Annotated in this window: 17 protein-coding genes; 11 read left to right on the top strand and 6 right to left on the bottom strand. The window is 54.2% G+C overall.

Translation table 11 applies throughout. The features are described from left to right. The first annotated feature begins 66 nt into the window (after positions 1-66). The 4 genes from AAH450_RS15805 to AAH450_RS15790 all read left to right on the top strand — a co-directional run bounded on the left by AAH450_RS15805 (position 67) and on the right by AAH450_RS15790 (position 6,820). On the top strand, positions 67-1,008 hold the full coding sequence (locus tag AAH450_RS15805) for an Rpn family recombination-promoting nuclease/putative transposase (RefSeq protein ID WP_342911055.1): 942 nt from the start codon (positions 67-69) through the stop codon (positions 1,006-1,008). Positions 1,009-1,576: 568 nt separating this feature from the next. Further along, positions 1,577-3,580 (top strand): biofilm formation regulator HmsP, encoded by a 2,004-nt coding sequence (hmsP, locus tag AAH450_RS15800; RefSeq protein WP_342911054.1) that lies wholly within the window; start codon positions 1,577-1,579, stop codon positions 3,578-3,580. Positions 3,581-3,790: 210 nt separating this feature from the next. Next, complete coding sequence (locus AAH450_RS15795) at positions 3,791-5,077, top strand: dicarboxylate/amino acid:cation symporter (RefSeq protein WP_342911053.1); 1,287 nt, start codon at positions 3,791-3,793, stop codon at positions 5,075-5,077. A 249-nt stretch (positions 5,078-5,326) separates the two neighbouring features. Further along, positions 5,327-6,820 carry a M16 family metallopeptidase gene (locus AAH450_RS15790; RefSeq protein WP_342911052.1) on the top strand — a complete coding sequence of 498 codons (1,494 nt, stop codon included), beginning with the start codon at positions 5,327-5,329 and terminating at the stop codon, positions 6,818-6,820. 112 nt (positions 6,821-6,932) lie between these two features. Here AAH450_RS15790 and AAH450_RS15785 read toward each other — a convergent pair whose 3' ends face one another. Beyond that, entirely contained in the window at positions 6,933-7,817 is an 885-nt protein-coding gene (locus tag AAH450_RS15785; protein ID WP_342911051.1) for an alpha/beta hydrolase, read from the bottom strand. A 559-nt stretch (positions 7,818-8,376) separates the two neighbouring features. Beyond that, the gene (kdgK, locus tag AAH450_RS15780) at positions 8,377-9,309 is read right to left on the bottom strand and encodes a 2-dehydro-3-deoxygluconokinase (protein WP_342911050.1); all 933 of its coding nucleotides are present in this window, start codon (positions 9,307-9,309) and stop codon (positions 8,377-8,379) included. 263 nt (positions 9,310-9,572) lie between these two features. On the opposite strand from kdgK, the gene pdeH reads away from it, so the two are divergent. Together pdeH and AAH450_RS15770 are read left to right on the top strand one after the other, a co-directional pair. Beyond that, positions 9,573-10,346 (top strand): cyclic-guanylate-specific phosphodiesterase, encoded by a 774-nt coding sequence (gene pdeH / locus AAH450_RS15775; RefSeq protein WP_342911049.1) that lies wholly within the window; start codon positions 9,573-9,575, stop codon positions 10,344-10,346. A gap of 61 nt (positions 10,347-10,407) precedes the next feature. Beyond that, on the top strand, positions 10,408-12,471 hold the full coding sequence (locus AAH450_RS15770; RefSeq protein ID WP_342911048.1) for an AsmA family protein: 2,064 nt from the start codon (positions 10,408-10,410) through the stop codon (positions 12,469-12,471). 112 nt (positions 12,472-12,583) lie between these two features. Here AAH450_RS15770 and AAH450_RS15765 read toward each other — a convergent pair whose 3' ends face one another. The 3 genes from AAH450_RS15765 to AAH450_RS15755 form a co-directional block, all read right to left on the bottom strand. After that, entirely contained in the window at positions 12,584-13,912 is a 1,329-nt protein-coding gene (locus tag AAH450_RS15765; RefSeq protein ID WP_342911047.1) for an MFS transporter, read from the bottom strand. Between the two features lie 336 nt (positions 13,913-14,248). Further along, on the bottom strand, positions 14,249-15,697 hold the full coding sequence (locus AAH450_RS15760; protein ID WP_342911046.1) for an alpha/beta hydrolase: 1,449 nt from the start codon (positions 15,695-15,697) through the stop codon (positions 14,249-14,251). 65 nt (positions 15,698-15,762) lie between these two features. After that, the gene (locus tag AAH450_RS15755; protein ID WP_342911255.1) at positions 15,763-16,005 is read right to left on the bottom strand and encodes a DUF1158 family protein; all 243 of its coding nucleotides are present in this window, start codon (positions 16,003-16,005) and stop codon (positions 15,763-15,765) included. 430 nt (positions 16,006-16,435) lie between these two features. Between AAH450_RS15755 and mntP the strand changes: the two genes are divergently transcribed. From mntP to AAH450_RS15735, 5 genes are all read left to right on the top strand, one after another. After that, the gene (gene mntP / locus AAH450_RS15750; RefSeq protein WP_342911045.1) at positions 16,436-17,005 is read left to right on the top strand and encodes a manganese efflux pump MntP; all 570 of its coding nucleotides are present in this window, start codon (positions 16,436-16,438) and stop codon (positions 17,003-17,005) included. A 184-nt stretch (positions 17,006-17,189) separates the two neighbouring features. After that, positions 17,190-17,267: a stress response protein AzuC gene (gene azuC / locus AAH450_RS21160; RefSeq protein ID WP_463322740.1), complete on the top strand. Its 78-nt coding sequence runs from the start codon at positions 17,190-17,192 to the stop codon at positions 17,265-17,267. Between the two features lie 298 nt (positions 17,268-17,565). Then, positions 17,566-17,763 carry an SDR family oxidoreductase gene (locus AAH450_RS15745; protein ID WP_342911044.1) on the top strand — a complete coding sequence of 66 codons (198 nt, stop codon included), beginning with the start codon at positions 17,566-17,568 and terminating at the stop codon, positions 17,761-17,763. Between the two features lie 273 nt (positions 17,764-18,036). Next, positions 18,037-18,984, top strand: a complete 948-nt coding sequence (cbpA, locus tag AAH450_RS15740) for a curved DNA-binding protein (RefSeq protein ID WP_342911043.1) — start codon at positions 18,037-18,039, stop codon at positions 18,982-18,984. Beyond that, a complete protein-coding gene (locus AAH450_RS15735; RefSeq protein ID WP_318789171.1) occupies positions 18,981-19,280 on the top strand; it encodes a chaperone modulator CbpM in 300 nt (99 codons plus the stop codon). The genes cbpA and AAH450_RS15735 overlap by 4 nt, the downstream gene beginning before the upstream one ends. 163 nt (positions 19,281-19,443) lie before the next feature. Here the strand turns inward: AAH450_RS15735 and AAH450_RS15730 are convergent, their stop codons facing one another. Next, the gene (locus tag AAH450_RS15730; RefSeq protein ID WP_342911042.1) at positions 19,444-19,788 is read right to left on the bottom strand and encodes a hypothetical protein; all 345 of its coding nucleotides are present in this window, start codon (positions 19,786-19,788) and stop codon (positions 19,444-19,446) included. Between the last annotated feature and the right edge of the window lie 5 nt (positions 19,789-19,793).

The raw sequence follows: 19,793 nt of genomic DNA, 5'->3' as shown, positions 1-19,793 counted from the left end.
TGTGGCGTTTTTTTATCACTTTCCGCCTGTGATACCATGCGCGTGTGATTGTCAGAGTCAGATCCGATGAAAAAAAAGAACAGCACACCCACACCCCACGATGCGACATTCAGGCAGTTTCTCACACAGCCTGATATTGCCCGCGACTTCATGGAACTGCACCTCCCTGAAGAGCTGCGTTCTGTCTGCGACCTCAGCACCCTGAAACTGGAATCCGGCTCGTTTGTTGAAGATGACCTGCGCCAGTATTTCAGCGACGTCCTCTACAGCCTGAAGACCACTGCCGGTGACGGGTATATACATGTACTGATCGAGCATCAGTCCACTCCGGACAAACATATGGCGTTCAGGCTTATGCGGTACGCTGTGGCCGCCATGCAGCGGCACCTTGAGGCTGGGCATAAAACGCTGCCGCTGGTGATACCGATCCTCTTCTATACCGGCAAACGCAGCCCCTATCCTTACCCAACGCGATGGCTCGACGAGTTCGATGACCCGGCGCTGGCGGGAAAACTCTACGGGAGTGCCTTTCCCCTGGTTGATGTTACGGTCATTCCGGACGAGGAGATAATGGAGCATCGCAGCATGGCCGCGCTGACGCTGTTACAGAAGCATATTCACCAGCGCGATATCGCTACGCTTACCGATCGTCTGGCCACGTTACTGATGGCGGATTATCTTTCTTCACCCCAGGTAACAGCGCTGATACACTATTTATTGCAGGCGGGCGAGTCAGCTGACTCTGAAGCCTTCGTTCGCGAACTGGCACAGCGTGTGCCGCAACACGGAGACGCACTTATGACCATCGCACAGCAGCTGGAGCAGAAGGGCATCGAGAAGGGTATTCAGCTTGGTGAACAGCGTGGCATTGAAAAAGGCCGCACTGAAGGGGAGCGCGAAGCAACGCTGAAAATTGCCCGTACCATGCTGCGGAACGGCATTGACCGTAATACCGTTATGCAAATGACCGGCCTGTCAGAAGACGAGCTGGCACTGATCCGCCACTAATCCTCTTGTGATTCAGAATTTTATGGTAAGGCTTATAAAGATGAGCCTTACCATTATGTAGACGATATTATTTCACTTTGTCAGCCTCTTCCTGTGCCTTTTTCAGATCCGTTTTGGCTGACTTAAGCTTTCTCTTTTCAGCTTTGATATTTTTTGGGCGACCTTATCCACGCGTCCGCCTGCTTTAACTTCGCCAGATTCCTGTCGGGCTTTGTGCAGTTCAGCCCGGCTTTGTTAACTTTCAGTTTACGCTTTCTGGCATCACGGCTTGCGCGTTGTGGCTGGCACTTCTTCAGCTCAGTAGCTTTTCACTTTGTCGGTAGCGATAATTAAGCGGAAGCTTCAGCACTGTTACCATGAAGTGTTGCCATTTCATTTTTGGCCGCAAGTTCCGAAAGCCGATCGGCACACTGCCGTTTTAACCGGCTGAATGCAGCTAATCATGCTAAGAAAACGCCTAATCAGCAGCTTGCCTGACAGCAGGGCTTAACATGCGGCTCCCTTACGATATACTCGGGACAGTTTTTGCTGCCCCAGGTGGCAGCATTCAGCAATTCGGAGATCAGGCTTGCGAGTCAGTCGTTCATTAACAATAAAACAGATGGCGACGGTATCCGGCGTGGCTGCCGTGACCATCTCTGTATTTATTGTCATTCAGCTTTTCCATTTTGTGCAGCAGCGCAGGATTGACTACGCCCAGCAGATGGAAAACGTTGCCCATACCGTACGTGAACCGCTTTCTCAGGCCGTGCTAAAGGCGGATATTCCGCAGGCTGAACAGATCCTCAATTCGTTAAAACCGGCCGGGATCCTGGCGCGCGCCGAGGTGGTGTTGCCGAACGGCTTGCAGGCGCTGCACAGTGATTTCCAGCCTGAAAAACCGGTGCCTGAATTTATCGCCACGCTCTTTGAACTGCCGGTGAAGATCACTGTGCCGCTCTATTCTCTGGAGCCAGCCAATCCCAAACCGCTGGCGCTGCTGGTTCTACAGGCTGACTCCTGGCGAGTCTATCAGTTTATCCTCAGCGCCTTATCGACCATGGTTACCACCTACCTGTTGCTGGCGCTGATCCTCTCTGTCGCCATCAGCTGGTGCATCAACAAACTGATCGTTCGCCCGCTGCGCAGAATTGCCAACGAACTACAGGATCTGCCGCCGCAGGAGGCCATTTCCCATCAGCTCGCGCTGCCCGACCGCCATCGGGATGACGAACTGGGAATGCTGATCCGCAGCTACAACCGCAACCAGCAGGTGGCGGAAGCGGTGCACGATGAGATGAGCCGCCTTACCACGCGGTTTGCGCTGACCAATCTGCCCAACAAAACGCTCTTCCTGGCACTGCTGGAACAGCATCTTGCTTCCGTCTCCAGCGACGAGTCGTTCACCGTTATGGTGCTGCGTATTGAAACGCTGCTGGAGGCGAATGGCGTAGTGCTGGATGAGCAGCGTGATACGCTGCTGCTGACCCTGCTGGAAAAAATTCGCCACTGCATTGATGACCAGACCGTACTGGGCCAGCTCTCCAGCAGCGATTTTGTGCTGTTGGTTAAGCGGGCCAATAAACCGTTCCGGGCGATGCGGCTCGCCAGGCTGCTGTTGATGCGGCTGAATCAGCCCGTATCGTTACAGGCGATGCATCTGCGCCCCAACGTCAGTATCGGGCTGGCGCAGCGCGAGGCAAGCACCCTTACCGCGTCCGATTTCCTCAGCCGGGCCGCTTCCGCCATGATGTCTGCCCGCCATCAGGGCAAAAATCAGATCCTGTTCTTTGACCCGCTTATGATGGAGCGCGCTCACAAGCGCATGACGCAGGAGCATGACATTTTGCAGGGGCTGGAAGAGGGGCAGTTTGCGCTGTTCCTGCAACCGCAGATTGATATGCGCAACGGCAAACTGGTGGGCGCGGAAGCCCTGCTGCGCATGCGCCAGCCGGACGGTAGCTGGACCTTGCCGGAAGATCTGATTGTCACTGCGGAAGAGATTGGCGTGATCGGCGCGCTGGGTCGCTGGGTCTTTGAAGAGTCCTGTCGGGTACTTGCTGCCTGGCAAAAGCACAACATTACCCTGCCGCTCAGCGTCAATCTTTCCGCGGCGCAGCTGCGTGAACCCGATATGGTGACGCATCTTCAGGAGTTGATTCGCCGGCATCGAATCACTCCCGGCAGCCTGATACTGGAGATTACCGAGACGGCACAGGTGGGCGAACCGGAGCAGGCGTTGCGGCTGTTAAGCGAACTACAGAAGGTGGGGATTTCCGTGGCGCTGGATGATTTCGGCATGGGCTATGCCAATCTTAACTGGCTGAGCCAGTTTAAAGCCTTACCGATCAGCAAGCTGAAGATGGATCGCAGCTTTGTCTGCATTCTTCCGGATGATGACACCATGGTGCGCATCGTGGCGGCCATCGCTGACATCATCAGGCTGGATGTCATTGCCGAAGGGGTGGAAACCAGCCAGCAGCGCGACTGGCTGCTGGCCCGTGGCATTAATATTGCCCAGGGCTACCTCTATTCCGGGGCGCTGCCGCTGGCCGTTTTCAATAAGAAATACCTTGGGTTTCAGGCTGATTGATTCCTTTCCGGATGCAATAATCCCCTGTGGTATCAATCCTTAAGACAAACCTGCTTTTGCTGACGTGATTCAGCTCATAAAACGGCGCGCTGCTGCGGCGCAAAGCAGGCCAACTTATATCAATCCCGTTAACAGAGTGTTATTTTCGCGCAGAAGGTTACGTATAACTACAGCGAATTTACCTGCCATCCAGCCGTTAACGGACATTTTATGAAAACTTCCCTTTTTAAAAGCCTCTATTTTCAGGTGATAACAGCCATCGTCATCGGCGTGCTGTTAGGGCACTTCTACCCCGAATTAGGTGCTCAGATGAAACCCCTGGGCGATGCGTTTGTGAAACTTATCAAGATGATCATCGCGCCCGTGATTTTCTGTACCGTGGTCACAGGGATTGCCGGTATGGAGAGCATGAAAGCCGTAGGCCGCACTGGTGCCGTGGCGCTGCTCTATTTTGAAATTGTCAGTACTATCGCGCTGATTATCGGGCTGGTGGTGGTCAACGTGTTGCAGCCTGGCGTTGGCATGAATATCGACCCGGCTACGCTGGATGCTAAAGCGGTGGCAGTTTATGCTCAGCAGGCAGAGCAGCAGGGCGTGGTCGCCTTCCTGTTGGACGTTATCCCCAACAGCGTGATTGGCGCGTTCGCCAGCGGGAATATCCTGCAAGTGCTGCTGTTTGCCATTATGTTCGGTTTTGCCCTGCATCATCTGGGCGATAAAGGCACGCTGGTCTTTAACTTTATCGAAGGTTTTTCAAAAGTTATTTTCGGCATCATCAACATGATTATGCGCCTGGCGCCGATTGGGGCCTTCGGGGCGATGGCCTTCACCATCGGTAAATATGGTGTGGGATCGCTGGTTCAGCTCGGTCAGCTGATTATCTGCTTCTACATTACCTGCCTGCTGTTTGTGATTGTGGTGCTGGGGCTGATTGCCCGCTTTACCGGCTTTAATATCTTCAGATTCATCGCCTACATCAAAGAAGAGCTGCTGATTGTGCTGGGAACCTCCTCTTCCGAATCTGCGTTGCCACGCATGCTGGATAAGATGGAAAAGCTGGGTTGTAAGAAGTCGGTGGTGGGGCTGGTTATCCCGACGGGCTATTCGTTTAACCTCGATGGGACTTCAATTTACCTGACCATGGCGGCGGTATTTATCGCCCAGGCGACCAATGCGCATATGGATATCTGGCATCAGATTACCCTGCTGGTGGTGCTGCTGCTCTCTTCCAAAGGGGCGGCAGGGGTCACCGGAAGCGGCTTTATCGTGCTGGCAGCAACGCTCTCTGCCGTCGGCCATCTGCCGGTAGCCGGTCTGGCACTGATCCTTGGTATAGACCGTTTTATGTCAGAAGCGCGTGCGCTGACCAATCTGGTAGGGAACGGTGTTGCAACGGTGTTCGTGGCGAAATGGGTTGGTCAGTTGGATGAGAAGCAGCTGACAGAAACGCTCACAAAGGGAAATAAGGCTAAAAAGCTGCCTGATGCGCCGATGTAAACGCTTAATTCACTAAATATCCCCTCAAATGACCACCGCGACTTGCCCTCGCGGCGGGCATTTGCATAATAACCCCCCAGAGATTTTTATCATTTTTCACTCCGGGGTGGGACATCCTCTCCAATACGTGGTCTAAGAAGCTGTTCCGTTAAAAAACAGCGGCTTCCCTGAGTTATCCTTCCCGTAGATAGCCCCAGGCCGTAGATCGCCAGTGATTTTTTTTTGGTTTGTGATTGAGTAGGGGTTCACATGCAGGGCACCAGAATTCGTCTTTTGGTTGGTGGAATATTGCTGGCTGCTGCCAGCAGCACTGTGCAGGCTGAAACACTCCAACCCGATCCCGCCTGGCAGCAGGGAAAACTGGATAACGGTTTTAGCTGGCAGGTTTTAACAACGCCACAGCGTCCCAGTGACCGCGTTGAAGTTCGCTTACTGATTAATACGGGTTCATTACTCGAAAATACCCAGCAGGCAGGGTACAGCCATCTATTACCGCGTATGGCCCTGGTGCATAACGCGAAGCTCGATCCTGCCCAGCAGCGCTCACTGTGGCAGCAAAGTATCGATCCCGATCGCCCTCAGCCGCCTGCTATCACCTCTTATGATTTCACGCTTTATTCCCTCAGCCTGCCCAATAACCGGCCTGAGATGGTGAAAGAGGCGATGAACTGGCTGGCTGCCACCGCAGGCGACATGACCATCAATGAGCAGACGGTGAATGCCGCTCTCGGGGCGGATGACCCCATTGCCACCTGGCCTGCCAATCCGCAGGATGTCTGGTGGCGCTACCGGCTGAAAGGCTCAACGCTGCTGGGGCACGACCCGGCAACGCCAACCGCCGCGCCGGTTGATATCAAAAAGCTCAGCGACTTTTATAAACAGTGGTACACGCCAGATGCGATGACGCTGATGGTAGTGGGCAATGTTGAAAGCCGTGGCCTGGTAGAGCAGATCAACAAAACGTTCTCTTCGCTGCAAGGCAAGCGGGATGTTCCTTCACCGGTACCGACCCTTTCGCCGCTGCCCCCGCAGCCGATAAGCCTGGTGAATAATAATCTGCATCAGGATCGTCTCTCTCTGGTGTGGGATACGCCGTGGCAGCCAATTCGGGATTCGCAAAATTTGCAGCGCTACTGGCAGAGCGATCTGGCCCGTGAAGCGCTGTTCTGGCATGTTCAGCGCGTACTCAGCGCCAGCAAAGCGCAGAAGGTTCAGGTCGGATTCGACTGCCGGGTGCTCTATCAGCGCGCCCAATGTGCTATTAACCTGGATGCGGATAACAGCACGCTGCAAAGTAACCTGAATCTGGTGGCGCGTGAGATGGCGAATATTCGCGACAACGGCCTGCCGCAGGAGGAGTTTGACGCGCTGATGGCGCAGAAGACCGCCGAGCTGAATAAGCTGTTTGCCACCTATGCCCGTACCGATACCGATGTACTGATGAGCCAGCGCTTACGTTCCCAGCAGAATGCCGTGGTGGATATCGCGCCTGAGCAGTATCAGAAGTTGCGGCAGAGCTTCCTCTCTGGCCTGACGCTGCAAATGATGAATCAGGAGCTGCGTCAGCAGCTGTCGCAGGATCTGACGATGATGCTGATGCAGCCGCAGGGCGAACCGGAAACTAACGTGCAGTCGCTGGAAGAGAGCTGGAAGAAGATCATGGCCCCGGCTCCGGATGCCGCGGCAGTGGCGGTTGACGACACCAAGCCAGAAGTGAGTGATATCCCCGCTTCGCAAAACTGACGGTCAATAGCTGGAAACCCCGTTCACCAGTGGAACGGGGTTTTCTTTATGCCGGGTTTAAGCAGCCTCTTCAGCCTCTCCTTAGCCATTGAGAGCTTCACTGGCACGCCATTTATCCCCAGGTTCGCGCGCGCAGCCACTCGTTTACCAGCATCGGCCAGCTGGCCAGCGGCAGATCGGCTACGTTGCGAATGCCGAAGCCGTGACCGCCTTTTTCATAAAAATGCAGCTCGCTGGAGACCTTGTGTTCCCGAAGCGCGCTGAACATCACCATGCTGTTGTTGATTGGCACCGACTCATCATTCACGGCGTGGATCAGCAGAGTTTGCGGAGTCTGCTCCGTTACGCGGGTTTCCAGCGAATAGGCGTCAATTTCACTCTGGGTAGGATGTTCCCCCAGCAGGCGCAGGCGCGAACCCTGATGCGCCAGTCCTTCACGCATGCTGATAACCGGGTAGATTAATACCATGGCATCCGGACGGGCAGCGAGCGAGTCGGCGATATCCTGCACCGGATAGAGCTTCTCACTGAAACGCGTTCCGACGCTGGCGGCGACGTAGCCCCCGGCGGAGAAGCCCATCATAACGATACGTTTGCCGTTCAGACCACGTGCTGCGCGATGGCGCAAAACGCGTATGGCCCGCTGTGCATCTGCCAGCGGCGCATCGGCAGCTTCATGGTGTCCATCCTGCGGAAAACGGTAGGTCATTACCGCCAGCGTATAGCCCATCGCCGTAAAGAACATCGCCAGCGCGCTGCCCTCTTTATCAATCATGATTTTTTCAAAGCCGCCGCCTGGCGCCACCAGCAGCGTGACACCGTTGGACTTGTTCTCTTCCGGATACCAGAAGGCAAGTTCAGGACAGCGCACGCCGCTGGCAGCCCGATCGTAAGGTTCATATTCTTTGGCTAAGTCGATAATTTGTGGGCTGACCCTGGAATCGCTGGCGCCGGGGGCGTCACCATGAGGCCAGATATTTATTATTTCGGTTTTCATAGGCGCTCCTGTCTTGCATTAATTAAGTATAGGCGAGCCTTGCCGAAAATAGTTTTTATCAGTTCGTCTGGCTGCATTAAAACAAACATTGCCAATTTATTATTAAGTCGTCCAGTATTCCTGATGCAGAACTACCAGTTTCAGACTATGCCCAGGAAAGATTTATTTTCGTTTTTAGTCTGGCTACTTCTCTGTTTTAAAAGAGATTGCTAAAACCTGCTTCAGATAAACTAAAGCGGTTAAATCGATTTCGTCACTTTTTCAATCTATTCAGCTTATTATGATTTTATTCGCACAGTGGTGGTACTGAATTAAGATTTAACTCATTCAGTTGATTAACTGTTTAAGGAGGTGTGTTGCTTATTTTATTGCTAATAGCCGCAGGCATGACTTTCAGCGGGATGAGTTATTCGCTTAATTTTATTTTCAGTCTGATAATAAAAGGCATAAAGTCAAATAAGGGTCAGCTTATGCTGGTTATTTGACTTTATGCCAGAGTGTTAATGCCAGGCAGGAAGCTGCAAGATTGATCCCTGCCTGTGTATACATGGTGAAGCAGTCAGTCGGGCATTGCCGCCAGCGGAATAATCGCCCCACGATGCTGAATAACCGTACTGGCTGTGAGATGACCGCGACGCGCCGCATCGCTCGCGCTGCCGCCACTCAGACGGACCGCCAGATAGCCTGCACTGAAGGAATCACCTGCGGCCGTGGTATCCACTACGCTGCTGGCAGGCAGCGTAACAGCAGGGATCTCCAGCAGCGGCTGGTCTGGCAGGGAAACAAGACAGGACTCTGCACCTCGTTTAATGACCACCTCGCTGACGCCTGCGGCGTGAGTGCGGGCAATTACCTCTTCAACCGGAGATTCTCCCCACAGCAGCGTTTCATCATCCAGCGTCAGGAAAGCGATATCGGTAGAAGCCAGCATCAGCCGGTATGCAGCCCTGGTCACTTCAACAGATGGCCATAAGCGTGGGCGATAGTTATTATCAAAAATAACTTTCCCGCCGTTCAGCCGACAGGTCGCGAGCAACGCCATCAGTTTTTCCCGGCTCTGTGGGCTGAGAATGGCCAGACTGATACCGCTGAGATAGAGATAATCATACTCCGCCAGCTGCTGGCAAATTGCCTCTGCCTGCTCACTTTCCAGCCAGAAACGTGCGGCGGCATCGTTACGCCAGTAGTAAAACGTACGTTCGCCCTGGGCATCGGTTTCAATCACATAGAGGCCGGGAAGCTTATTTTCCATTCGCTGAATAAGCGAGGTGCCAACCTTCTCCTGCTGCCATGCGGCGATCATCTCACTACTGAAGCTGTCTGTGCCGAGCGCGGTAACGTAATCCACGGCAAGCTGCGCCGGATCGACCTGACGGGCGATATATACCGCCGTGTTCAGGGTATCGCCCCCAAACCCCCGACTCAAATCATGCTCTTTTTGCGACAGTTCAATCATGCATTCGCCCAATACGGCGATTTTTTTCTGCGTCATAGGAGTCTGCTCCTCTCTCAAAGTTGACCCAGTTTCGCCGCCGTGACGGGTAGAGTCAATATTTTAAAACAGCGTTTTACTTTTAATGAGTTGCGGCAGCAGGCTGTTAACTCCCTCGACAGCGTTCTGTTTTTTTCGGAGGCAGAGAGAATAAACCGGTTGAGGCGGGCGATCCCCCGATAAAGTTATCAGAGCTGGTGCCGATATCTGTCAGGCGGGAGATCCGTTCTCTGGACGGTCTCATTATCAAAAGGATCAACTTAATGGTGCTGAACAAGATCAGCCACCGGCTTCCTCCTTCATATGTTGTTAAAAAACAACAGGAAGAGCGTCTGTATTGGCAGGAGTGCCAGCGCAGCTACAGGTTCCAGCCTATCTATCTGGTAACCGGAAGCCTGATGGCAATTGAGTTGCTTACTGCGGTGTTTCACCCTTCCGCCCCGGACCAGCCCTTATCGCCGGAGTGCTACTTTGCCGCGCTTGAGATCGACCACCGCCTGCAAATCCTGATCGAGCAGCTTGAGCTGCTGGCGCAATGGGAAGAGACATTTACCAAAACCGGAATAGTGGCCTCAGTCAATATTGACGGGCCGACAATGCTGGCTATCCAACACAAAGCTGCCATCCGGCATCTGATTGCCCGCTCTCCCTGGGTTCGCTTTGAACTGGTAGAGCATCATATTTTGCCGCAGGTAGAAATTGTTGCACAAATGCCAGAGCTTGGGCCGCTGTGGCTGGATGATTTCGGCTGCGGCATGGCTAACTTCTCTGCGCTGACCGAACTGAAATATGACTACATCAAAATGGCACGCGAGCTGTTTATCATGCTGAGAAAATCCGATGAAGGGCGCAATTTGTTTAACGTGCTGCTGGCGCTGATAAACCGTTATAGCAAAGGGGTCATTGTAGAGGGTGTGGAAACCCTGGAGGAGTGGAAGCAGGTACAGAATTCGACTGCTTTTGCCGCTCAGGGCTACTTTTTTGCCCGTCCCATGCCTTTTGACAGACTGGCGTCGTTGCCTCTGCAACTGAACTAATGTCCTATCCTGTTCTCTCGACTATCTTTACAGAAGGCCGAAGCGAGCAAGGAGAAAGGATATGTCGCGTGCGGGGAAAATAATTAGCTGGGTTGTCGGGATTTTTTTATTGCTGGTTATCGTAGTAGTGGTAATCATCGCTGCGTTTGACTGGAACCGCCTTAAACCTACCATTAATCAGAAAGTCTCGACGGAACTTAACCGTCCTTTCGCCATTCGTGGCGATTTAGGTATCTCCTGGGAACGCAATCGTGACGAATCAGGCTGGCGCAGTTGGGTGCCGTGGCCGCACGTACACGCGGAAGATATTCTGCTGGGCAATCCGCCTGATATTCCGGAAGTCACTATGGTTCATCTTCAGCGTGCGGATGCGACCCTGGCCCCGCTGGCGCTGATAAGCAAGGAAGTCTATATCCCGTGGATCAAGCTGACGCAGCCTGATGCCCGGTTGATTCAGACGGCGGATAAAAAGAACAACTGGACCTTCAATCTTGCCGGCAGCGACACGCCGGAGCAGAATCAGCCCCCTTCCGCCTGGACCTTCCGCCTCGACAACATCATGTTTGATCGGGCGCACATTGCTTATCGCGATGCGATAAACAAAGCTGATGTAAAGGTTACCGTGAATCCGCTGGGTAAACCGGTGCCCTATGTGCAGGTGGCAGGCAGCAAAGATGATAAAAACCAGCAGGGCGCCTCTGATTTTGTCTTTGGCTGGAAAGCGGCCGGGACTTATAACAATGAGAAGCTGACCGGTGACGGTAAAATCGGCGGTATGCTCTCGCTGCGCAGCAAAACTAATCCTTTCCCGCTGGAGGCGGACGTACGCAACGGCACCACGCGGGTACAGGTTGGCGGTACCTTGCAGGACCCGTTAAACCTTGGTGGGCTGAATATCCGCTTACGTTTCTCTGGCGATACGCTGGCCAACCTCTATGGTTTGACCGGCATTCTGCTGCCTGATACCCCTCCTTATGAAACGGATGGTTATCTGATTGCCCGTTTCCAGCAGAAAGGCGGCCCGGTATTCCGTTATCAGAACTTCAACGGCCATATCGGTGACAGTGATATTCACGGCTCCATGACTTATACCCAGAGCAAACCACGTCCTAAGCTTGAGGGTTCAGTAGAGTCAAAACAGTTGCGAATGGCCGACCTGGGGCCGTTGATTGGCGTGAAATCGGGTAAAGGAAGCGAAAAAACCGAGCAGGCGAAAAACCGGCGCGGTGAGGACGCCAGCCAGCCTGCTGACCGCGTGTTACCGCATGATAAGTTTGATACCAAAAGCTGGGACGTGATGGATGCTGACGTTAAATTCAGCGGCAAGCGTATCGAGCACAGTAACTCGCTCCCGCTTAGCGACCTTTACACTCATCTGGTACTGAAAAATGGCAATTTGCTGCTGGATCCGCTGCGTTTTGGCATTGCCGGAGGCAATCTGAACTCTACTATTCGCATGGAAGGAGATCGCACACCGATGCGCGCGCGCGCCGATCTGCATGCGCGTAATCTCAAGCTGAAGCAGCTCTTCCCGGATGTTGAAGCAATGCAAAGCAGCATGGGGCAGATGAACGGTGATGCCTCTTTGAGCGGGACAGGCAATTCGGTGGCGGACATTCTGGCGACCAGCAACGGCGACCTGAAAATGCTGATGAATGATGGCGTAATCAGCCGGAACCTGATGGAGATTGTCGGGCTGAACGTCGGTAACTACGTGGTAGGCAAGCTGTTTGGCGACGATCAGGTACGCATCAACTGTGCGGCGGCAGATCTTCAGGTCAACAATGGCCTGGCCTCAACCAAACTCTTTGTTTTCGACACGGAGAATGCGGTTATCAACATCAGCGGCACCACCAATTTCGCCAACGAACGCATGGATCTGTCGATTGATCCGGAGAGTAAGGGCATCCGCATCGTCACGCTGCGCTCGCCGCTCTATGTGCGTGGCACCTTCAAGAACCCGGATGCAGGCGTGAAGGCAGGCCCGCTGATTGCTCGTGGTGCGGCGGCGGTAGCGTTGGGCGCGGTAGTCGGCCCGGCGGCAGCGCTTCTGGCACTGATTTCCCCGAGCGATAACGAAGATAATCAGTGTACGAACGTGCTACAGCAGATGAAGAAAAAATAACCTGTGAGGGAACGGAATGGTTCCCTCGCCAAAACGGCGACCTTGTCGGGCCAAATCAGGATGGCAGAACGAAAAAAAACCGGCCGGAGCCGGTTTTTCTGCTTAACGAGGGTTAGTCGAAAAGGGATTCGTGACGGGTTTCCTTGCTGAGAAGCAGGGCAATCAGCGTCAGGCATGCCATCGCTGCCAGATAAACACCCACATAGAACAGACCATAGGTATGCGCTAACCAGGTAGCGATATAGGGAGCGACAGAAGCGCCCAGTATCGACGACAGGTTATAGGAGAACGAGGCGCCGGTGTAACGCACTTCCGTCGGGAACAGTTCCGGCAGCAGCGCACCCATCGGGCCAAACGTCAGTCCCATAATGCTCAGGCCGCACAGCAGGAACGCCATCACCAGCAGCTGATTGCCAGACCCTAACATGCTCGGGAAAATCAGCGAGAAGGCGATAATCATCAGCGTAATCACAATCATCGTCTTACGGCGACCAAAACGGTCCGCCAGCATACCGGCAATCGGCACCATCACGCCAAAACCAATCACCGCCAGCATCAGCATCCACAGCATGGTATTGCGTGGGAAGCCCAGCCCGCCAGGCGCTGGCGAAGTGCCGTATGACATGGAGTAAACGGTCATGATGTAGAACAGGGTATAGGTAGCCAGCATGATAAAGGTGCCGAGGATCGTCGCCTTCATATGCTTAGAGAGCAGCGTCCCGATTGGCATTTTGACCTGTTTCTTCTCTTTCTTCACTTTGGCAAAGACCGGGGATTCGTGCAGCGACACGCGAACATAAAGCCCAACCAGCACCAGTACGGCAGAAAGAATAAAGGGTACGCGCCAGCCCCACGCCATAAACTGCTGGTCTGTCAGCAGCCAGGAGAGCAGCAGAAAAGTGCCGTTAGCAAAGAAGAAGCCAATCGGCGCACCTAACTGGGGAAAGGAGCCGTAAAGCGCACGTTTTTTAGCCGGTGCGTTCTCCGTTGCCAGCAGCGCCGCGCCGCCCCACTCGCCACCCAGACCCAAACCCTGACCAAAGCGCGCCAGCGCCAGCAGCAGAGGCGCAAAGACGCCGATGGTTTCATAGCCCGGCAGCAGGCCGATCACCACCGTGGAGATACCCATAGTGAGTAATGAAGCGACCAGCGTGGCTTTACGTCCGACACGGTCACCAAAGTGGCCGAAGAGGGCAGAACCAATGGGGCGTGCAATAAAAGCAATGGCAAAGGTCGCCAGCGACTGTAGCGTGGCGACCGTGGCATCACCCTGTGGAAAGAAAATATGCGGGAAGACGATAACCGCAGCGGTAGCATAAATATAGAAATCGAAAAATTCGATAGCTGTACCAACCAACGAGGCAACCACCACTTTACTGCGTGAGTTAACGGGCGTGGCATCGTTTTCGGCGTCGGGAGATGGTGCGATGGAGGCTTGCATAGCAGTTTCTTATTTGTAAAACGTGAAAAAGAATCTTACGCACTGCTGTGACGGCATTCAATGGCGAAAACCGCGCTGGCGCGGGCCTGCGGCGAGGAAAAGAGGATCGTGCGTGACAGCGGATATTTGCTGGGGGATGGCAGGGTGAAACGTCACTTTTATGGCAATAACCACTAAGAAACGGGCAATAAAAAGTAGGGCCTCAGCGATAAATGCTGTCTTTTGCGTAAAATTTGCGCAGTAAACCAGATTTATGACTGAGTTTGCCGTCTGTGACCGCCGCCTTATCCCCAGACCTCGCCTGTTACAAAACGTGTCAGGTGACATACTGGCGGCTTATTTCAGGGTGGCATTAACGCGTTCAAGCATCCAGGGAAAGAAAGGGTTGGAGGACTGCCGCATCAGCGTATCCAGCGTGACCATCAGCACCGCACGTTCTCCGCGTGGCGTTAGCGAGCCGAAGCTTACCCCGAATTCACCTGGCTGCGTTGGCGTCCTGCCATAAAGAGAGTCGGTGAGCGGGAAGGGCAGCGCCACATGAGAGAGCGAATAGACGTCCGGAGGATAATTCAGCCCCAGCGGAGTGCTGCTGGTCTCGGTGCTGCCTGCGGGCGTACTGTTAGCGACTTCAATATTGCTCTTTGCCGGGGCATTAGTGACCAGCGTAGTGGCATAGCGGCGAGGCGGAGGCGGCAGCAGGTGTTCTGCCGCATGTCTGGCGCTGCTGCGCATTAACGGAGAGAGCTGCACCGACTGATTGATATCAAACAGCACCAGCTCGCTGCCGTTGTCAGGCAGCAGATTATATAATCCTCTGACTACGGCTGGCGTGCTGACCGTGGCATCCGCTACCGACTGAAAGGTCAGTACCGGCGGGAGTTTATCCAGCAGATGGCTGGCCCGATCGCGGTGCAGCTGGGTTTGCAAAGCGCTGGTCAGCAGCCAGGACTGACGAGCCGCTTTCACCGGGAAAGAGTTGTACTTGAAGGGGTTAAACTCCGGCAGGATGCTTAGCCATGCGGAACGCGCAAAGGCGGGGAAAACAGAGGGCAGGCCAGCCAGCCCGGCATAGCGGGCGTAGCTGCTGACGCCAATCATGGGTGAAATCAGGATTAACCGGCTGGGCGCCGCTAAGGTAGGCTCCTGGAGCGCGTCCAGGGCATATTTCATCGCCAGTGCGCCGCCGTTAGAGAACCCTACGATCTGCAACGGCGTGCCGTCAGGGGCACGTTTTCGGGCTTCCCGCACCGCCAGCCGGGTAGCCGCCATCCAATCTTCCCACTCCACGCTGGTGAGTGCAGCGGGCACGGTTCCATGCCCCGGCAGGCGTATGGCAACCGCCACGTAGCCATGCTGCCGGTAATCTTCCGCAAAATGGCGCAAACTGTAGGGTGAGTCGGTAAGACCATGCAGCAGCACCACCGCGCCGCGCGGTTTACCCTGCGGCATCATGATGTAAGAGCGGTTCCAGTCCGTGGCAAAATGGCCCGGATAGACGGGGCTGTGCTCTGCATAACGGTTATAAGTTTCTGGATCGGACTGCTGAAGCTTATCGCTGACGTTAAGCTTCATCTCCGCAAAGATTTTTTGCTCATTTTGCAGGTAGCCCGCCCAGTCGGTGCGATCCAGCTTGCTCTCACTCAGCTCTTCCGGCACCCAGGTGTGCCACAGCGCTAAATCCGGCCCGCGCTCGGTCAGCACCACGCGCAGCCCCAACAGCACCACCAGCGCCATTATTGCCACGAAAAGCGTGCGTTTCAGCCAGATTCTGGTTCGCTGTAGCATCCCTATCCTCTTCTTTATCGTTTTACCAGGGTTAACCTTACGAAATCAAACACAGCGTTCAGGTCTCAGACTTTTACAAAGCGCAGATAAATGAAACGGATAATAAAATATTCAACGGCGCCCAGCAGCAGGAACCACAGACAAAAGACCAGCGTATAGAGCTGGCCGATATCGCTGAGATGGAATATCGCCATCAGCCGGTAAGTGAGGCTGAGGCCAAACCAGGGCGCAGGCAGTAACAAGGCGGAGAGCATGCCCAGCATCAGGGTGCTCATCGGCATTAAAAAGGTCAGAAACGGGTTTTTCATCATTATTCCATTCTGGTCAGAAGCGGCCATTTTCCGGCAATCGGGCTTCAGGTTCAATCTGAAGTACCGGACCTGGCGTTTTTCAAAGCCATTGATGCGCTGAATAAGCATCCCTGATAAATATTTTTTCTGTCTCAGCTTAGATAAAACCCCCTCTTTTTGCCTGGAATTCCCCCAGTCCCGTCAGGGATGTCCCCTTTAACGTAGTAATTCTTTTAGGCTTTTTGGCGTTTTTTTTCGTACAGAATTAGCATTCGTTAAAAAGTATAGCCAAGGCTATACTCAAACCCCTGATTTTGTTGTCTTTTTTTTATGGGAAACGCGTGGTAGGATGCGTCACACTTTCACCCGCTGCCGCTTATTTTTACAGCGGGATCTGTTTTTATGATGCGTTGAGGGCCTTCGGGGGCCTCAAGCCGGTATAACCACAATGAACATGTACGCCACTCTTATTCTGGCCTTTGGCATGTCGATGGACGCGTTTGCGGCGGCTATTGGCAAAGGCGCCTGTCTGCACCGACCCACGGTGAAAGAGGCGCTGCGGACGGGATTAATCTTTGGTGTTATTGAGGCGCTTACTCCGCTGATTGGCTGGGGTGTCGGCATAGCCGCCAGCCGTTACGTGATGGCCTGGGATCACTGGGTTGCCTTTATTTTGCTGTTTGTGCTGGGCGCCCGCATGATCCGGGAAGGCTTCCGTAAAAAAGAGAACCTTGACGAAGCACCGCAAAGCCACAGCTTTATGCTGCTGGCCGCCACGGCGGTGGCAACCAGTCTGGATGCGATGGCAGTGGGTGTCGGTCTGGCTTTCTTGCAGGTCAATATTGTCGCTACCGCGCTGGCGATTGGCGCGTCAACCATGATTATGGCCACTACCGGTATATTACTGGGGCGCTTCCTTGGCCCGGTAATGGGCAAATGGGCCGAGATTTTCGGCGGCGTAGTGCTGATTACTATTGGCAGCAGCATCCTTATCGAGCATCTGGATCTTTTTGCCTGATTTTGCAGGAATTTCCTGATGCCTCCGGCGGGCAGCAGCCCGCCTCTTTGCCCTCTGTTTCACTTTTTCTTCTGCTGATAAAACTCATTTATGTGATCTGGTTCAAATTTATTTGCCTGGAAAAGGTGCGTATTGTATAATTTTTTTGCACTTTACTAATAAAATTTGAAGCAGAGAGATCGAAATGAAAAAATTACTTAAACGCGTGTTGCACAGCTATGTTGAAACCTTTAAACACGTGCCGCCGGGTGCCATGTATTAATGGTGCGGGCCAGAAACCCTCGATAGCCGCGGTCAGGGAAAGACCGGCGGTTATCACCTGCCACACCCAGCCTTAACACTTCCTGCTTTACCCGTCCTGAACCGGTCAACGGTGCTCCTCACTGTTCCGCGTACTGAAAGTTTTCTCTATTCCAGTTAAATCTCCTGACCCGCTGTGACAGCTGGCAATTTTGCAGATAAAGCATCGAAACCGGAATCGGTGAGGCGGCATCTCAGGAAGGATGATTTTCAGTTTGTTCTCTGCCAGTTCCTGCTTTATCCGGTAATGCGGCACCTGAATGATCCCCAGACCAGCCAGCTCCGCCATCAGCTTAAAGATGCCTGACTACGCGATTTATCACGGTACTAAAGCCGCCGTGGAAGCCGTTTCCCCTACCTTTGCCAGAGAGTTGCGCGGGCGTCAGATAACCGTCAATGCCGTTGCGTCGGGGCCGATCGCTACCGAGCTGTTTATGACAGGTAAAGCGAAGCGCTGATCCAGAATCTGGCCAACCTGAACCCGATGCAGCGCCTGGGTCAGCCGGATGATAATGCCGCCGTGGGGCTTTCCTGGCGGTAACCAGAGCGGCTGGATCAACGGTCAGGTTATCCGTGCCAACGGCAGGATGGTCTGATTTTTTCTTCACGTTGCTGCATTACGCCTTACACTCACTGTGTACACCGATTAAGGCCCTGTTCACGGGCCTGAATTTTCGATGGATTGAGCCTGGCTTACCGCCCACAACGTGCTGAAAAGAAGGTGTAATCAGATGGAATTTAAAGACTATTATGCGCTGCTGGAGGTTGAACCTACAGCCGATTTAAAAACGATTAAAACGGCTTACCGACGGCTGGCGCGAAAATATCATCCGGACGTCAGTACCGAGGCGGATGCCGAGCGCAAGTTTAAACAGATGGCGGAAGCTTACGAGGTGCTGAAAGACAGCGACCGTCGGGCCGAGTATGACCTGCTCCGCCAGCATCGCGACGATCCCCGTTTTTCCGGGCCGCCGCCCGGCGCTGGCGACGGCCACTGGCAGCATGAGCAGGGCAGCGCGAGCGACTATTCTGACTTCTTTGAGTCTGTCTTTGGCCGCCATGCCAGCGGGTTTCAGGGGCAAACGCGACGACATCCACCCAGACGCGGTCAGGATCTGGAGATGGAAGTGCCGCTGTTCCTTGAAGAGACGCTGGCAGGCGAAAGCCGCACCGTCTCCTTCACCGTACCGGTTCTGGATGCATCTGGCCGACAGATCGATGAAGTGAAAAAAACGCTGAAGGTAAAAATACCGGCAGGGGTCACAGATGGCGAGCGTATCCGCCTGAAAGGCCAGGGCGTGGCGGGCAGCCAGGGCGCAGCTAACGGCGATCTCTACCTGGTTATCCGGCTGGCGCCCCATCCGTTGTTCGAGGTTGACGGGCAAAACCTGCAAATTGTGGTGCCGGTGGCACCGTGGGAAGCCGCTCTGGGCGCAACCGTTCAGGTTCCTACCCTTACCGGAAAAATATCGCTGACCATCCCGCCCGGCAGCCAGAACGGGCAGCGGCTTCGCGTCAGGGGCAAGGGATTGTCCGGTAAAACCAGCAGCGGCGATCTCTATGCCATTCTTAAAGTGGTCATGCCCGCTAAAGCCGATGAACAGAGTGCCGCGCTGTGGCGTGAGCTGGCGGAAAAAGCCGCGTTTGATCCGCGCGCAGCATGGGAGTCCGCATCATGACTGAACACGTAAGGTATACCGTTATTGAGATCTGCCGGTCGGTAGATATTTCCCCGGAGGAGTTAACGGAAGTGGTGGGGTTGGGCGTTATCACGCCGACTGAGAGCGAGCCGCAGTGGGTTTTTGACTATTACGCTGTGCACCAGTTGCGGCGCGCAAGAAGGTTGCAGATTGAACTGGATCTGGAGTGGTCAGGCATCGCCCTGGCACTGACGCTGCTGGATAAAGTCGACAGGCTGGAAAAGGAAAACCTTCTGCTCAGGCGGCAGCTGGAGCGGCTGCTGCACAGCGGCTGAAAGCTTTCAAACGCTGAATTAACAGGCCGGTTGCTCACCGGCCTGAGAGGGGATGCTAACGCGCGTTACCGCGTTACTCATGGCCTGACAGCGAGCAGGTTTGCCCCAGTCCGGCAGGGCCGAATAAGCCCCTGCCGGGATGTTTATACCCTGCACAGGCTTATTAGTCCTGACTCTGATACTGATCCAGCGTGGCGTTCTGACACGCCTCAGGACTCTGGCGGGCCTGCGCTTTCTGCTGGTCATTCAGGTTCATCCAGGCCGCGACAACGGTTCTGGCTTCATCTTCATCGAACTCCGGTTTTTGCTGAGCGGAAGGCGACTGGCCCCGCGCGTTCAGCGCTTTGAGCTTAGTGATATAGCTCTCTGCTGAGTCGTTCGTTTTATCCTGCGTCACCACTGTACAGAGATTGGCGATATAGCCCACTGCGGGATCTTCAGCGTCATCTGCGGCCTGCGCGGCACCGGTTGCTGCCAGAATGGCGAGCAGCATCACTACTTTTTTCATACCTG

This window comes from Erwinia magellanica, assembly GCF_039023495.1.
Taxonomy (GTDB): domain Bacteria; phylum Pseudomonadota; class Gammaproteobacteria; order Enterobacterales; family Enterobacteriaceae; genus Erwinia.
The sequence above is the reverse complement of the archived record's forward strand: the minus strand, read 5'-3'. Positions and strand labels throughout refer to the sequence as shown.

What these genes read in the sequence shown, in the direction of transcription:
- azuC (WP_463322740.1), top strand. Translation starts at nt 17,190, where the DNA reads ATGAAAAAATTACTTAAACGCGTGTTGCACAGCTATGTTGAAACCTTT.
- AAH450_RS15770 (WP_342911048.1), top strand. Translation starts at nt 10,408, where the DNA reads ATGTCGCGTGCGGGGAAAATAATTAGCTGGGTTGTCGGGATTTTTTTA.
- AAH450_RS15760 (WP_342911046.1), bottom strand. Translation starts at nt 15,697, where the DNA reads ATGCTACAGCGAACCAGAATCTGGCTGAAACGCACGCTTTTCGTGGCA.
- AAH450_RS15790 (WP_342911052.1), top strand. Translation starts at nt 5,327, where the DNA reads ATGCAGGGCACCAGAATTCGTCTTTTGGTTGGTGGAATATTGCTGGCT.
- AAH450_RS15755 (WP_342911255.1), bottom strand. Translation starts at nt 16,005, where the DNA reads ATGAAAAACCCGTTTCTGACCTTTTTAATGCCGATGAGCACCCTGATG.
- pdeH (WP_342911049.1), top strand. Translation starts at nt 9,573, where the DNA reads ATGGTGCTGAACAAGATCAGCCACCGGCTTCCTCCTTCATATGTTGTT.
- AAH450_RS15805 (WP_342911055.1), top strand. Translation starts at nt 67, where the DNA reads ATGAAAAAAAAGAACAGCACACCCACACCCCACGATGCGACATTCAGG.
- AAH450_RS15730 (WP_342911042.1), bottom strand. Translation starts at nt 19,788, where the DNA reads ATGAAAAAAGTAGTGATGCTGCTCGCCATTCTGGCAGCAACCGGTGCC.
- AAH450_RS15735 (WP_318789171.1), top strand. Translation starts at nt 18,981, where the DNA reads ATGACTGAACACGTAAGGTATACCGTTATTGAGATCTGCCGGTCGGTA.
- AAH450_RS15785 (WP_342911051.1), bottom strand. Translation starts at nt 7,817, where the DNA reads ATGAAAACCGAAATAATAAATATCTGGCCTCATGGTGACGCCCCCGGC.
- kdgK (WP_342911050.1), bottom strand. Translation starts at nt 9,309, where the DNA reads ATGACGCAGAAAAAAATCGCCGTATTGGGCGAATGCATGATTGAACTG.
- cbpA (WP_342911043.1), top strand. Translation starts at nt 18,037, where the DNA reads ATGGAATTTAAAGACTATTATGCGCTGCTGGAGGTTGAACCTACAGCC.
- AAH450_RS15745 (WP_342911044.1), top strand. Translation starts at nt 17,566, where the DNA reads ATGATCCCCAGACCAGCCAGCTCCGCCATCAGCTTAAAGATGCCTGAC.
- AAH450_RS15795 (WP_342911053.1), top strand. Translation starts at nt 3,791, where the DNA reads ATGAAAACTTCCCTTTTTAAAAGCCTCTATTTTCAGGTGATAACAGCC.
- AAH450_RS15765 (WP_342911047.1), bottom strand. Translation starts at nt 13,912, where the DNA reads ATGCAAGCCTCCATCGCACCATCTCCCGACGCCGAAAACGATGCCACG.
- mntP (WP_342911045.1), top strand. Translation starts at nt 16,436, where the DNA reads ATGAACATGTACGCCACTCTTATTCTGGCCTTTGGCATGTCGATGGAC.